Raw genomic sequence first — 15,157 nt, 5'->3', positions numbered from 1 at the left:
AATAGCTGGGAAAGGCAATGCTGGAGCGGGCGCAACACGTGCGCCCGATAAAGAAAGAAAAAAGCCAGTTAATCGCGTTTGGCACCTTTACGCAATAAGCCTGAAGCACCTTCCGAATAGTCACGCGGCATTTGTACCGGCGCCTGATCGTTACTTGCTTCTGATTCAGCCAGACGATTACGGAAAGGATTATTTTCCGCTGCCATAATATCCGGCAGAAGTGCGCTGGAGCTTTTCGCCATGTGTTGATACAGCTGGCGATAATCATGCGCCATGTTATCCAGCAATTCAGCGCTCTGGGCAAAGTGGCTGACCAGTTCGTCACGATACTCTTCCAGCTCTGCTTTGTTCTTTTCCAGTTCGTACTGCAAAGCCTGCTGTTGACGTAATTTACGATTACCAAAACGCATGGCAACAGCACCGATAATGATGCCGACAACTAAACCAATTAGCGCGTATTCCCAGGTCATGTACATCTCCCGTTGTGTGTGATTCCTTAGGGTGTTTGCTGCGAGGCTCCATGCCTGCGCCCAATTATGCCACTATAACCGTTAAATCCTCAGAAGTGGAATCCCGGCCGCACATCGCGTAGGGTAGAACGGCCTTTTTTTCGCCAATCGTGAACAATGGCACACCGATCGACAAGGAATAATAATAAGCCATGCAAAGCATTTCACCGACATCGCGTTATCAACAGGCCCTGCGTGAAGGCACTCACCAACCCGACGACGTACAGCAAAAGGCAGTGGATCGTCTGGATATCCTCTGGCAGGAACTGACAACGCGTTCTGCACCTGCCTCGCCAAAAAAAGGGCTGCTGGCGAAAATGAGCAAGCTACTTACCCGAAGCGATGAGCAGTTAGCGCCCCCTGCACGCGGACTCTATATGTGGGGCGGCGTCGGGCGCGGTAAAACCTGGCTGATGGATCTTTTCTATCATAGCCTTCCCGGCGCGCGTAAGCAGCGCCTGCACTTTCATCGCTTTATGTTGCGTGTTCATGAGGAGCTGGCGGCATTGCAGGGTGAAAGCGATCCGCTGGAAAGGGTTGCCGACCGGTTTAAAGCAGAAACCGATGTCCTGTGCTTTGATGAGTTTTTCGTCTCCGATATTACCGATGCCATGTTGCTGGGGGGATTAATGAACGCCTTATTCGCCCGCGGTATCACGCTGGTGGCGACCTCGAACATTCCACCGGATGAGCTGTATCGTAACGGTTTACAGCGGGCGCGCTTTTTACCGGCTATTGACGCCATTAAAACCCATTGCGATATCATGAATGTCGATGCCGGTATCGATTATCGTCTGCGTACGCTGACTCAGGCCCATCTGTGGCTATCGCCGCTGGATGCCGACACTCAGCAGCAAATGGATAACCTGTGGCTAGCGCTGGCTGGCGCTAAACGCACCCATGCGCCAGAGCTTGAAATTAATCACCGACCCTTTGCTACGTTGGGGGTCGAAAACCAGACGCTGGCGGTCTCATTTACCACCTTATGCGTAGATGCGCGTAGTCAGCACGACTATATTGCGCTCTCGCGCTTATTTCACACGGTATTATTGTTTGATGTGCCGGTGATGACGCCGCTAATGGAGAGTGAGGCGCGCCGGTTTATCGCCCTGGTGGATGAGTTTTACGAACGCCACGTAAAGCTTGTGGTCAGCGCTGAATGCCCGCTGGAGACGATTTATCAGGGGACCGCGCTGCAATTTGAGTTTCGTCGCTGCCTGTCGCGGTTGCAGGAGATGCAAAGCGAAGAGTATCTGTGTCTCGAGCACATGCCCTAAGCGGTGCGCGAACGTTAAAAAACCCCGGTTTAAATCACAAATAGGGGTCGATCTTTGACCCTGACTTCTCTATAATCTTGCGACCCCACGTTACGAGAAGGTTTTTTTCCCAAAACTTTCTATGTGCCGGCATAGGCTATTCGAAGGGGTAGGTTTGCTGGACAATGTCGTGTGAGCCTCAACTGTCTAAACGTTTGGGTGTTCACCAACGTGTAACTAATTTATTTGGGTAAGCTTTTAATGAAAACTTTTACAGCTAAACCAGAAACCGTAAAACGCGACTGGTATGTTGTTGACGCGACCGGTAAAACTCTGGGTCGTCTGGCTTCCGAACTGGCTCTGCGCCTGCGCGGTAAGCACAAAGCGGAATACACCCCGCACGTAGATACCGGTGATTACATCATCGTTCTGAACGCGGATAAAGTTGCTGTAACCGGTAACAAGCGTACTGACAAAGTGTACTATCACCACACTGGCTACATCGGTGGTATCAAACAAGCGACCTTTGAAGAGATGATTGCCCGCCGTCCTGAGCGTGTGATTGAGATCGCGGTTAAAGGCATGTTGCCAAAAGGCCCACTGGGTCGTGCTATGTTCCGTAAACTGAAAGTTTACGCAGGTAACGAGCACAACCACGCGGCACAGCAACCGCAAGTTCTTGACATCTAATCGGGATTATAGGCAATGGCTGAAAATCAATACTACGGCACTGGTCGCCGCAAAAGCTCCGCAGCTCGCGTGTTCATTAAACCGGGCAACGGCAAAATCGTTATCAACCAACGTTCTCTGGAACAGTACTTCGGTCGTGAAACTGCCCGCATGGTAGTTCGTCAGCCGCTGGAACTGGTCGACATGGTTGAGAAACTGGATCTGTACATCACCGTTAAAGGTGGTGGTATCTCTGGTCAGGCTGGTGCGATCCGTCACGGTATCACCCGCGCTCTGATGGAGTACGACGAGTCCCTGCGTGGCGAACTGCGTAAAGCAGGCTTCGTTACTCGTGATGCTCGTCAGGTTGAACGTAAGAAAGTCGGCCTGCGTAAAGCACGTCGTCGTCCTCAGTTCTCCAAGCGTTAATCGATATTTATATCGATGCGCAAAAAACCCGCTTCGGCGGGTTTTTTTATGCGCAACCTCCCGCGACATTATCGTCTTTATGTCGTAATCCCTGCTTCTTTTTCTACATTTCCAGAATACCCTCACCACAAAGGTGCCAAAATCTGGTAAACTATCATCCAATTTTCTGCCCAAATACCGGGGATTGTTCATTTTTTGTTTACTAACTGAACAGGAATGTCGTTCAACGGAATTGAGGCGTAAACATCTGGTCAGTCGCACTGTGTGACTGACAGCAGTAAATTCTGAATATACCTGGAGGTTTTCATGGCTGTCGCTGCCAACAAACGTTCGGTAATGACGCTGTTTTCTGGTCCTACTGACATCTATAGCCATCAGGTCCGCATTGTGCTGGCTGAAAAAGGTGTGAGTTTTGAGATCGAGCATGTGGAAAAGGACAATCCTCCTCAGGATCTGATTGACCTTAACCCTAATCAGAGCGTCCCGACACTGGTAGATCGTGAGCTGACCCTATGGGAATCTCGCATCATTATGGAGTATCTGGATGAGCGTTTTCCTCATCCGCCACTGATGCCGGTTTACCCGGTTGCTCGTGGTGAAAGCCGCCTTTACATGCATCGCGTCGAGAAAGACTGGTATACGCTGATGAACATCATCGTAAACGGTTCCTCTTCCGAAGCTGACAATGCCCGCAAGCAACTGCGTGAAGAACTGCAGGCGATTGCGCCAGTATTCGGCCAGAAACCTTACTTCCTGAGCGATGAATTTAGCCTGGTAGACTGCTACCTCGCACCGCTGCTGTGGCGTTTGCCGCTGCTCGGCATTGAATTCAGCGGCGCAGGTGCCAAAGAGTTGAAAGGGTATATGACTCGCGTATTTGAACGCGACTCGTTCCTTGCCTCTCTGACGGAAGCCGAGCGTGAAATACGTCTTGGTCGGGGCTGATTAGTATGGATTTGTCACAATTAACACCACGCCGTCCGTATCTGCTGCGCGCATTCTATGAATGGCTGCTGGACAACCAGCTCACGCCGCACCTGGTAGTGGATGTGACACTGCCCGACGTGCATGTCCCGATGGAATATGCACGCGACGGGCAAATTGTACTGAATATTGCACCGCGTGCAGTAGGTAACCTCGAACTGGCTAACGACGAAGTACGCTTCAACGCGCGCTTTGGCGGCGTGCCACGCCAGGTGTCCGTTCCGCTGGCTGCCGTGCTGGCGGTCTACGCTCGTGAAAACGGTGCGGGCACCATGTTCGAACCGGAAGCCGCTTACGATGAAAACGTTGTCAGCCAGAATGACGACAGCGAGGCTGAAGGTGAAAACGAAACGGTGATGTCGGTCATCGACGGCGATAAGCCCGATCATCAGGATGACAACGATCCTGATAACGATCCGCCGCCGCCGCGCGGAGGTCGTCCGGCGTTACGCGTCGTGAAGTAATTCTAACAGGCCCAACAGGGCCTGTTTTGTTATCTGAAGATGTGCGCCGTAAAACGCTATGCGTCTGGCGAATGGGCTTTTTTCTCTTCAAGCAACTTTTGTGAACGGGCAAGTTCGTCAGCCAGTAATTTCTCGTCAGGTAACTGCATTTTGTACTCGCTTGTCAGAACGGTATGAGGCAAACCGCTAAGCGCATAGTGGGCCTCACCTGTACCTTTTTCTGCGCAAAGGATCAACCCCACCGGCGGATTCTCTCCCGGCATTGTCCAGTGCTCTTTGGCATAGTTCAGGTACATATTCATTTGCCCGGCATCAGCGTAGCTGAACTTGCCGACCTTCAGATCCACCACCAGCAAACAGCGTAAACGGCGATGAAAAAACAGCAGGTCGATGCGAAACCAGTTATCGTCAATGCGTAATCGATGCTGGCGACCTACAAAAGCAAAATCGTCACCAAGTTCCAGCATAAAATCCATCAGGTGGTTCACCAGCGCATCTTCAAGATCGGACTCTGAATACTCATCTTTCAGATCGAGAAATTCGAGAATAAAAGGATCGCGTATGGCTTGCTCAGGCGTCATGGTAGCCACGATAGGTGCAGCCTGCTGCAACATCGCTGTTTTGTCGTGGGAGATCAACGTTCGTTCGTAAAACTGAGTGGTGATTTGTCTGTCGAGCTGCCGTACCGACCAGCCGTTACGTAACGTCTCTTTTTCATAAAAAGTGCGCGCCTCAGCGTTTTTAACCGCAAGAAGACGTACGTAAGCTGACCAGGGAAGCGGGAAAGCTTTAGCGAGTTGAATAATGTTTGATGATTCCGCAGACACTGTCTGCAGAATTCCAATATTTTGAAAGTAAAGATAAAAATTGCGAAACTGCCATAGGTTTCTGGTAGAAAAGCCGCGTTTATAACGCTGACTCAAATCAACAGATAGCCGTTCAATAAGTTGCGTGCCGTACGCTGCCCGCGCTTCGCCGCCCTGTTCGAACTCCACGATCCGCCGACCAATCTCCCAGTAGGTGGCCGTCATCAGCGCATTAATTGTGCGAACGGTCTCCGTACGGGCAGTGTCGAGCAGCTGAATAATATCGTCATGGATTTGCTGATAATCATCAGCATGTTGAGTGGAGGTAAGTGCCATTGTTTCGTCCCTGTCTTGATCGTTACCGGCATAAAAATATGCCGACATCAATGCGCTCAGGGCCCCGGGCAGTCAATACGAGTTGTAGGTATTACATTGAGTTGCAGCAGAGTTTGCGAGCTGCTTTCAGAGAATAATCGACAAAAGCAGAATGTTGGCTCCCCCTCTGGCAGCGTGATGCTACAGAGGGGAGCCAGAGCGTTTTACACTTCCAGCCAGTTCATGATCCCGTCAGCCGCTTTACGGCCTTCAGCAATGGCGGTAACCACCAGGTCCGAACCTCGCACGATGTCGCCACCGGCAAAGATTTTCGGGTTGCTGGTCTGAAAGGCATTTTCATTGCCTTCCGGGGCAATGACCCGGCCCTGAGGGTCCAGCTCGACGCTGTGTTTTGCCAGCCATTCCATGCTGTGCGGACGGAAGCCAAACGCCATTACCACCGCATCCGCCGCAACCACGTGCTCAGATCCGGCGACGATTTCCGCCCGACGGCGGCCTTTGGCATCCGGCGCGCCCATTTCGGTTCGTGCCATCTTCACGCCGCAGACTTTACCGTTAGCGTTCACTTCCACGCCCAGCGGCTGCACGTTGAACTGGAACTCGACGCCTTCTTCACGCGCGTTTTTCACTTCGCGACGGGAACCCGGCATGTTCTCTTCATCACGGCGATAAGCACAGGTAACGTGCGTCGCGCCCTGGCGAATGGAGGTGCGTACGCAGTCCATCGCGGTGTCGCCACCGCCCAGTACCACCACGCGCTTACCTTCCATGCTGACAAACGGTTCGTCCGCCGTTTCGCCGTAACCCATCAGTTGTTTGGTATTAGCGATCAGGAACGGCAGGGCATCGAACACGCCGTCGGCATCTTCGTTGTCCAGTCCACCGCGCATTGACTGATAGGTGCCGACGCCGAGGAACACCGCGTCGTAATCGCTCAGCAAATCGTCAATCTGCACATCGCGGCCGACTTCGACGTTGAGTTTGAATTCAATGCCCATGTCGGTGAAGATCTCACGGCGGCGCGTCATCACCTCTTTTTCCAGTTTAAATGCCGGAATACCGAAGGTCAGCAGGCCGCCGATCTCCGGATGACGATCGAACACCACGGCCTTCACGCCATTACGGGTAAGCACATCGGCACAGGCCAGGCCTGCCGGTCCCGCGCCGATAATGGCTACGCGTTTATCGGTCTGCTTCACCCCGGTCATATCCGGACGCCAGCCCATCTCGAACGCTTTATCATTGATATAGCGTTCAATATTACCGATGGTCACCGCGCCAAACTCATCATTTAGCGTACAAGAACCTTCACACAGGCGATCCTGCGGACATACCCGGCCGCAGACTTCCGGCAGCGTATTAGTCTGATGTGAAAGTTCTGCTGCTTCAAAAATACGTCCTTCGTTAGCCAGCTTCAGCCAGTTCGGGATGTAATTATGTACCGGGCACTTCCACTCGCAGTACGGGTTACCGCAGGACAGACAGCGATCCGCCTGGGCTTTGGCCTGGCCTTCTGAAAACGGCTCGTAAATTTCAACAAATTCAATTTTTCGGATCTTCAGCGCTTTTTTAGCCGGATCAACGCGCTGCAAGTCGATAAACTGATAAACATTCTGATTCATGATGACCCCTTACTGCGCCTGCACACGCAGCTCTGCTGCGCTACGACTACGGTGACCCAACAGTGCTTTAACATCGCTGGACTTCGGTTTAACCAGCGCAAATTTCGTCGAGAAGGTGGACCAGTGCGCCAGGATCTCTTCGCCACGTTGTGAACCGGTATGCTGAACATGTTCAGTGATTAAGCCGCGGAGGTGCTCCTCGTGAATAGCGAGATCGTCAACGCTCAATACTTCCACCAGCTCCGGGTTTACGCGCTTGCGGAACTCGCCGTTTTCATCCAGCACATAGGCGAAACCGCCCGTCATGCCCGCGCCGAAGTTAACGCCCGTTTTGCCGAGAATACAGACAATACCGCCGGTCATATATTCACAGCCGTTATCACCGATACCTTCAACTACGGTAATCGCACCAGAGTTACGTACGCCGAAACGCTCGCCCGCACGACCTGCTGCATACAGACGACCGCCGGTTGCACCGTACAAGCAGGTATTACCGATGATGGTGGCTTCGTGGCTGCGGAAAGAGGACCCTACCGGTGGGCGAACGGCCAACAGCCCGCCTGCCATGCCTTTACCCACATAGTCGTTAGCATCGCCGGTCAAATACAGTTCGACACCGCCCGCGTTCCACACGCCAAAGCTCTGGCCTGCTGTGCCGCTGAAGTACGCTTTGATCGGATCGGCAGCCAGCCCCTGATCGCCGTGGGTTTGTGCGATATACCCCGAGAGCAACGCGCCCACCGAACGATCGGTATTACGAATATCAAACCAGAACGTTTTGCTCTGACGTTCATCGACAAACGGTTTCGCATTCGCCAGCAGTTGCGCATTGAGCACGCCGTTATCAAAAGGCGGATTGTGCTCGGTACAATAAAGCGCTTTACCCGGATGCGGCTCAGCGGTTTCCAGCAGTTTGCCTAAATCAAGTTTCTGCTGTTTAGCGGTAAACCCTTCCAGCTCTTTAAGCAGATCGGTGCGGCCAATCAGATCCACCAGACGTTTCACGCCAAGCTGCGCCATCAGTTCACGCGTTTCCCGGGCAATAAATTCAAAGTAGTTGGTCACTTTGAACGGCAGGCCGTGATAATGGTTTTTACGCAGTTTTTCATCCTGAGTTGCCACGCCGGTCGCGCAGTTGTTCAGATGACAAATACGCAGATATTTACAGCCCAGCGCAACCATCGGTCCGGTACCAAAACCGAAGCTTTCTGCGCCCAAAATAGCGGCTTTAATAATGTCCTGCCCGGTTTTCAGACCGCCGTCGATCTGCAACCGAATTTTGTGACGCAACCCGTTCGACACCAGCGCCTGCTGCGTTTCAACCAGCCCCAGCTCCCACGGACAACCGGCATATTTCACCGAGGAGAGCGGACTGGCGCCGGTACCGCCGTCGTAACCGGCAATAGTAATCAGATCGGCATAGGCTTTTGCCACCCCGGTGGCAATGGTGCCAACGCCCGGCTCTGAGACCAGCTTCACTGAGATCATAGCTTTTGGATTAACCTGTTTCAGGTCAAAAATCAGCTGCGCCAGATCCTCGATAGAGTAGATATCATGATGCGGCGGCGGGGAGATCAGCGTCACGCCCGGCACCGAGTAGCGCAGTTTGGCGATATACGGGGTGACTTTATCGCCCGGCAGCTGACCGCCTTCACCCGGCTTCGCACCCTGAGCGACTTTAATCTGAATCACGTCGGCATTCACCAGGTAGGCCGGCGTCACGCCAAAGCGCCCTGAAGCGACCTGCTTAATGCGCGACACCTTATTGGTGCCGTAGCGCGCCGGATCTTCGCCGCCTTCACCAGAGTTCGAGTTACCGCCAATGCTGTTCATGGCTTCCGCCAGCGCTTCGTGGGCTTCGGGACTCAGCGCCCCGATAGACATTGCCGCCGTATCGAAGCGTTTAAACAGCTCGGTCGCCGGTTCTACATCGTCAATATTGACCGCATCGGCACCCGGATTGATCGCCAGCAAATCGCGTAACGCTGCCGCCGGACGCTCATTAACCAGCTTCGCATACTGTTGATAATCGCTGTACTCGCCGCTTTGGACGGCCTGTTGCAGCGTGCGCACGACATCCGGGTTATAGGCATGATATTCGCCGCCGTGGACATATTTCAGCAATCCGCCCTGATCCAGCGGCTTACGTGCCAGCCATGCGCGTTTTGACAGGTTCAGCAGATCCTGCTGGAAATCGCTAAAGCCTGCACCGCCGATCCGGCTGATCGCGCCCTGGAAGCAGAGGCTGGAAACGTCTTTATGTAATCCAACGGCTTCAAACAGTTTAGAGCAGCGGTAAGACGCAACGGTTGAGATGCCCATCTTGGACATGATCTTGTACAGACCTTTATTGATGCCGTTACGGTAGTTGAGCATCACGGTGCGGTACGCTTTTTCAATCGCTTTACTGTCAACCAGCTTCGCCAGCGTTTCGTAGGCCAGATACGGATAGATCGCCGTCGCGCCAAAGCCCAGCAGCACGGCGAAGTGATGCGGATCGCGCACGCTTGCGGTCTCGACAATAATATTGGCATCGCAGCGCAGGCTCTTATCGACCAGACGCGTCTGGATCGCACCTACCGCCATTGGTGCCGGCACCGGCAGGCGATTTTTGGCAATATTGCGGTCGGAAAGCACCAGTAACACCGTGCCGTCGCGCACCATCTGCTCGGCTTTATCGCACAGTGCGTTCACTGTGTCTTCAAGGCTGGTTTCCGTCACATCAAAGGTAATATCCAGCACGTCCGCACGGTAGTGATGCTCGGTCATGGTGGTCAGCTGTTTGAAATCGGAGTACAGCAGGATCGGTGATTTGAAGGTCAGGCGGTGCGCCTGGCCCTCTGCTTCACAGAAGACATTCATCTCGCGACCGATGCTGGTGGCCAGCGACATAACATGCGCTTCACGCAGGGGATCGATTGGCGGATTCGTGACCTGGGCAAACTGCTGGCGGAAATAGTCGTAAATGATGCGCGGCTGGCTGGAGAGTACGGCAAACGGGGTATCGTCACCCATTGAACCGACCGCCTCCTGGCCATTTTCGCCCAGCACGCGGATCACAGAATCCAGCTCTTCGGCGCTGTAGTTAAACTGTTTCTGATAGCTGGCGAGCAGATCGTCGTCCATCTCGCGCTGCCCAACCTGATCGTCAGACAAGTCTTCAAACGGCACCAGACGGCGCACGTTCTTCTCCATCCACTCTTTATAAGGATGGCGGCTTTTCAGATCGTCATCGGTTTCGGCCGAATGCAAAATGCGTCCGCCCCGGGTATCGATAACCATCAATTCGCCCGGACCGACGCGGCCTTTTTCAACGACCTCATCCGGCTGATAATCCCAAATCCCGACTTCAGACGCGCAGGTGATGAGCTTATCTTTGGTTATGACATAACGTGCCGGGCGCAGACCGTTACGGTCAAGGTTACAGGCGGCAAAGCGACCGTCGGACATCACGATGCCTGCCGGACCGTCCCATGGCTCCATATGCATGGAGTTAAAGTCGAAAAACGCCCGCAGCTCCGGGTCCATATCCGGGTTATTTTGCCAGGCGGGCGGCACCAGCAGACGCATGGCACGCACAATATCCATTCCGCCGGCCAGCAGCAGTTCAAGCATGTTATCCATGGAGCTGGAGTCAGAACCGGTTTCGTTAACAAACGGCGCGGCATCATGTAAATCCGGGATCAGCGGCGTTTTGAATTTATAGGTACGCGCGCGCGCCCACTGACGGTTGCCGGTGATGGTATTAATCTCACCATTATGTGCCAGGTAGCGGAACGGCTGTGCCAGCGGCCAGCGTGGCACGGTGTTGGTCGAAAAGCGCTGGTGGAACAGGCAGATGGCCGATTCCAGACGCAGATCGGCCAGATCCAGGTAGAAGCGCGGCAGATCCGCCGGCATACACAGACCTTTATAGATGTTCACCAGGTTTGACAGACTACAAACGTAGAAGTCTTTATCTTCCTGTAGACGCTTTTCAATGCGGCGGCGGGCGATAAACAAGCGGCGTTCCATATCACGCGGACGCCATCCTGCCGGAGCATTAACGAAAATCTGCTCGATGCGGGGCATAGAGGAGAGGGCGATTTCACCGAGAACGCCGTCATTGGTCGGCACCTCGCGCCAGCCCACAATCGACAGCGTCTCCTGCTGAAGTTCTTCTTCAACAATCGCGCGCGCGGCTTTGGCCCGTTCAGGATCTTTATTCAGGAATAGCATCCCAACGGCATAGTTTTTAGCTAAACGCCATCCGCGCTCTTCGGCAACAATGCGAAAAAAGCGATCGGGTTTTTGCAGCAGCAGGCCACAGCCATCACCGGTTTTACCGTCGGCGAGGATGGCGCCACGGTGCTGCATACGGGCCAGTGCGTGTATGGCTGTGCGCACTACCTTGTGGCTAGGTTCGCCTTCTATGTGGGCGATCAGGCCGAAACCACAGTTATCCTTCTCAAGGGATTTATCGTACAACATATCAGTGAACCTCCCCAGGCTCTACGGGAGACCCTCTTGACGCGGCGCACGGGCACAGCAAGAGCATGGCGACGGGGCTAACCTGCCTCGCATTCGCCCTCTTTACTATCCATTCGCACAGGTCACACAAGTGTTGAGAACTTGCTTAAGAGGGAATCTTAATTACTGCATAAATATGATGAGCCAGCGGCTCATCCAGAAAGCTTCCAGCGGATTTCCAAGTTATCGGGAATTGATACCCAGGTCAAATGACATTCTTATTTATGCAAAAATGTGCTAAATAGCACATAACTCACTGAATTAACTTACTTATAAAGTTTATAGACTGGTGCTGAATGCAGAATTGACGGGCATAAGAGTGTGATCTGTCTCACTATAAGAGAAGCGCGCCACCCGTCTATAGTGCTTGTTTTAAGCGTTAGATTAGCATTTTATACTGCAATAAAGATATTACCATGCCGTATTAAACTGTTTTCAATCGCTGATGTAATAAACGAAATATTTTTGCTGACTATAAGTAAAAGTCATCATCTGACACATGCATGAAATATCGGTAATTGTGACTGTTTATTCAATAGGTAAGCGCCGTTCCGGGCGATTGATCCAGGTCATCGCCGACGGCGGCTAAAAGTGGCAGGCTTATGCCCCTTCATCAGGGCGGTTTATTAGATTATGCAGTTACAAAAATTAGTCAATATGTTTGGTGGGGATCTGGCGCGTCGCCACGGACAAAAAGTTCATAAGCTCACGCTGCACGGCGGTTTTAGCTGTCCGAATCGCGACGGCACCATTGGGCGTGGCGGCTGCACCTTTTGTAACGTCGCCTCGTTTGCCGACGAAGCCCAGCAGTATCGATCCATCTCTGAACAGCTGGCGCATCAGGCTACGCGGGTTAATCGTGCTACGCGCTATCTGGCCTACTTTCAGGCGTATACCAGTACGTTTGCTGAAGTCCAGGTACTGCGCGCCATGTATCAACAGGCCGTAAGCCAGGCGAATATCGTGGGGCTTTGCGTCGGTACCCGTCCGGACTGCGTCCCGGAAGCGGTGCTTGATCTCCTTAGCGAGTATCACGATCGGGGTTATGAAATCTGGCTGGAGCTGGGGCTGCAAAGCGCGCAGGATAAAACGCTGCACCGTATCAACCGTGGGCATGATTTTGCCTGCTACCAAAAAACTACCCGGCTGGCACGCGAGCGCGGGCTGAACGTCTGTGCGCATCTTATCGTTGGTCTGCCGGGCGAAGGGCAGGACGACTGTCTGCACACCCTGGAGCAGGTGGTTGATACCGGCGTGGACGGCATCAAGCTTCATCCTCTGCATATTGTGAAAGGCAGCATTATGGCGAAAGCATGGGAGGCGGGCAGGTTAAACGGCATTGAACTGGACGACTATACCGTCACTGCCGGGGAGATGATCCGCCACACGCCGCCGGAGATTATTTTTCATCGTATTTCCGCCAGCGCCCGGCGGCCAACGCTGTTAGCGCCACTATGGTGTGAAAACCGCTGGACCGGAATGGTTGAACTGGATAAGTATCTCAATGAACACGGGGTGCAGGGCAGCGCGCTGGGACGTCCGTGGCAGATCCAGTCGTAGACACAGGACTGATAAGCACAGCGCCATCAGGCATTAAGCGTATCGCAGCTAATAAAAAAGCCCGGCGCGATGGCCAGGCTTTCATTCACACAAAGAAACGTTCTTACTTTTTCGCGCGCTCGAAAGAGGCCACGATCTCTGCTTTCGCTGCTTCTGCATTATCCCAGCCGTCAACTTTGACCCATTTGCCCGCTTCGAGATCTTTATAATGCTCGAAGAAGTGGGTGATCTGCGCTTTCAGCAGATCCGGCAGGTCGTTCACATCTTTAATGTGATCGTATTCTTTGCTCAGTTTGGTGTGCGGAACCGCAACCAGTTTGGCATCTTCGCCAGACTCGTCGGTCATTTTCAGCACGCCAACCGGACGGCAGCGGATCACTGAACCCGGCTCCAGCGGATACGGCGTCGGGACCAGAACGTCTACCGGGTCACCGTCCAGCGAAAGGGTGTGGTTGATGTAGCCGTAGTTGCACGGATAGAACATCGCAGTGGACATGAAACGGTCAACGAACAGCGCGCCGCTTTCTTTGTCGACTTCGTATTTGATCGGGTCCGCGTTCGCCGGGATCTCGATAACAACGTAAATATCTTCCGGCAGATCTTTACCGGCCGGGACGTTGAGTAAGCTCATGTCTGTTTCCTTTAAAATGTATGGCAAACAAGTGCCCGGTATTATAGCCAACTGCCGCAGAATGTCTTGACCTGTTTTTCTTCCCGCGCTTTTTCAGGATCGGTCTTAATCGCCTCTCTGGTGACAGGAATATCCATAAAGTCAGCTACTTACTGTATAAATTTGTGTAACCGGTTACAAAGTGGCCTGACAAAGCGAATAACTGGCTGAAAATTATTCATTTTTATCAGGCTTTCGCTTTCCCGCTATCCCCCGCGGCATCGCCCTTCGCGCCCAAGGCCCTTGTTAATGAAGTGTTCTTTTTTCTGAAGTGTGATGTAACTCATTTTGTTACATCCCGGTTTGTCTATAGTTCAAGCGCAGGTGACTTTTTACTCACAATAACCCTACGAGGACGCTCTTATGTGGAAGCGCTTACTTTTAGTCACAGCAGTTTCGGCAGCCATGTCGTCTATGGCGATGGCCGCCCCGTTGACCGTCGGTTTTTCCCAGGTCGGTTCTGAATCTGGCTGGCGCGCGGCAGAAACCAGCGTCGCCAAAAGCGAAGCTCAAAAACGCGGCATCACCCTGAAGATTGCTGATGGCCAGCAAAAACAGGAAAACCAAATCAAAGCGGTGCGATCTTTTATCGCTCAGGGCGTTGACGCGATCTTCATTGCACCAGTGGTGGCGACGGGCTGGGAGCCGGTACTGAAAGAGGCGAAAGATGCGGAAATCCCGGTGATCCTTCTCGACCGCTCCATTGATGTGAAAGATAAATCGCTCTACATGACCACCGTCACCGCCGATAACGTACTGGAAGGCCGCCTGATTGGTGACTGGCTGGTGAAAACCGTCGCAGGTAAACCGTGCAATGTTGTCGAATTGCAGGGGACCGTCGGTGCCAGCGTGGCTATCGATCGTAAGAAAGGCTTCGCAGAGGCCATTTCTAAAGCCTCAAATATTAAGATTATCCGCTCTCAGTCCGGCGACTTTACCCGCAGTAAGGGTAAAGAAGTTATGGAGAGCTTTATCAAAGCGGAAAACAACGGCAAAAACATCTGCATGGTTTACGCCCATAACGACGATATGGCGATCGGTGCCATCCAGGCCATTAAAGAAGCCGGCCTGAAATCGGGTAGCGATATTCTTACCGGTTCGATTGACGGCGTTCCGGACATTTATAAAGCGATGATTGACGGTGAAGCGAATGCCAGTGTTGAACTGACGCCGAATATGGCGGGTCCGGCATTTGACGCGCTGGAAAAATTCAAGAAAGACGGCACGCAGCCTGAGAAATTAACGATCACTAAGTCGACGCTCTATCTGCCGGATACGGCGAAAGAAGAGTTAGAGAAGAAGAAAAATATGGGGTACTAAACCACCCTCATCCCGGCCCTCTC

The 15,157-nt window shown here is 52.9% G+C and carries 12 protein-coding genes; 7 read left to right on the top strand and 5 right to left on the bottom strand.

Annotation, left to right across the window (positions count from 1 at the left end; genetic code table 11):
• Positions 1-68 precede the first annotated feature (68 nt).
• Positions 69-470 (bottom strand): Z-ring associated protein ZapG, encoded by a 402-nt coding sequence (zapG, locus tag AC791_RS17170; protein WP_049841713.1) that lies wholly within the window; start codon positions 468-470, stop codon positions 69-71.
• Positions 471-661: 191 nt separating this feature from the next.
• Here zapG and zapE point away from each other — a divergent pair, with 191 nt between their 5' ends.
• The 5 genes from zapE to sspB all read left to right on the top strand — a co-directional run bounded on the left by zapE (position 662) and on the right by sspB (position 4,311).
• Positions 662-1,786: a cell division protein ZapE gene (gene zapE, locus AC791_RS17165; RefSeq protein ID WP_049841712.1), complete on the top strand. Its 1,125-nt coding sequence runs from the start codon at positions 662-664 to the stop codon at positions 1,784-1,786.
• A gap of 240 nt (positions 1,787-2,026) precedes the next feature.
• The gene (rplM, locus tag AC791_RS17160) at positions 2,027-2,455 is read left to right on the top strand and encodes a 50S ribosomal protein L13 (RefSeq protein WP_049841711.1); all 429 of its coding nucleotides are present in this window, start codon (positions 2,027-2,029) and stop codon (positions 2,453-2,455) included.
• A gap of 15 nt (positions 2,456-2,470) precedes the next feature.
• Positions 2,471-2,863, top strand: a complete 393-nt coding sequence (gene rpsI, locus AC791_RS17155; RefSeq protein WP_000829815.1) for a 30S ribosomal protein S9 — start codon at positions 2,471-2,473, stop codon at positions 2,861-2,863.
• Between the two features lie 306 nt (positions 2,864-3,169).
• On the top strand, positions 3,170-3,808 hold the full coding sequence (sspA, locus tag AC791_RS17150) for a stringent starvation protein SspA (protein ID WP_049841710.1): 639 nt from the start codon (positions 3,170-3,172) through the stop codon (positions 3,806-3,808).
• A gap of 5 nt (positions 3,809-3,813) precedes the next feature.
• Positions 3,814-4,311, top strand: a complete 498-nt coding sequence (gene sspB / locus AC791_RS17145) for a ClpXP protease specificity-enhancing factor (RefSeq protein WP_049841709.1) — start codon at positions 3,814-3,816, stop codon at positions 4,309-4,311.
• Positions 4,312-4,367: 56 nt separating this feature from the next.
• Here the strand turns inward: sspB and AC791_RS17140 are convergent, their stop codons facing one another.
• The 3 genes from AC791_RS17140 to gltB all read right to left on the bottom strand — a co-directional run bounded on the left by AC791_RS17140 (position 4,368) and on the right by gltB (position 11,545).
• Positions 4,368-5,453 carry a PDDEXK nuclease domain-containing protein gene (locus AC791_RS17140; RefSeq protein WP_049841708.1) on the bottom strand — a complete coding sequence of 362 codons (1,086 nt, stop codon included), beginning with the start codon at positions 5,451-5,453 and terminating at the stop codon, positions 4,368-4,370.
• Between the two features lie 203 nt (positions 5,454-5,656).
• Positions 5,657-7,075 (bottom strand): glutamate synthase small subunit, encoded by a 1,419-nt coding sequence (locus AC791_RS17135; protein WP_049841707.1) that lies wholly within the window; start codon positions 7,073-7,075, stop codon positions 5,657-5,659.
• A 9-nt stretch (positions 7,076-7,084) separates the two neighbouring features.
• Positions 7,085-11,545, bottom strand: a complete 4,461-nt coding sequence (gene gltB, locus AC791_RS17130) for a glutamate synthase large subunit (protein ID WP_148677834.1) — start codon at positions 11,543-11,545, stop codon at positions 7,085-7,087.
• A gap of 672 nt (positions 11,546-12,217) precedes the next feature.
• Here gltB and AC791_RS17125 point away from each other — a divergent pair.
• The gene (locus tag AC791_RS17125) at positions 12,218-13,144 is read left to right on the top strand and encodes a TIGR01212 family radical SAM protein (protein ID WP_049841706.1); all 927 of its coding nucleotides are present in this window, start codon (positions 12,218-12,220) and stop codon (positions 13,142-13,144) included.
• A 103-nt stretch (positions 13,145-13,247) separates the two neighbouring features.
• Here the strand turns inward: AC791_RS17125 and ppa are convergent, their stop codons facing one another.
• On the bottom strand, positions 13,248-13,775 hold the full coding sequence (gene ppa, locus AC791_RS17120; protein ID WP_005134479.1) for an inorganic diphosphatase: 528 nt from the start codon (positions 13,773-13,775) through the stop codon (positions 13,248-13,250).
• 402 nt (positions 13,776-14,177) lie between these two features.
• Here ppa and ytfQ point away from each other — a divergent pair, with 402 nt between their 5' ends.
• Positions 14,178-15,134 (top strand): galactofuranose ABC transporter, galactofuranose-binding protein YtfQ, encoded by a 957-nt coding sequence (gene ytfQ / locus AC791_RS17115; protein ID WP_049841705.1) that lies wholly within the window; start codon positions 14,178-14,180, stop codon positions 15,132-15,134.
• Positions 15,135-15,157: the final 23 nt, after the last annotated feature.

Origin of the sequence: Klebsiella sp. RIT-PI-d (assembly GCF_001187865.1) — a bacterium.
GTDB lineage: Bacteria > Pseudomonadota > Gammaproteobacteria > Enterobacterales > Enterobacteriaceae > Superficieibacter.
This window is presented reverse-complemented; position numbering and strand designations above follow the sequence as displayed.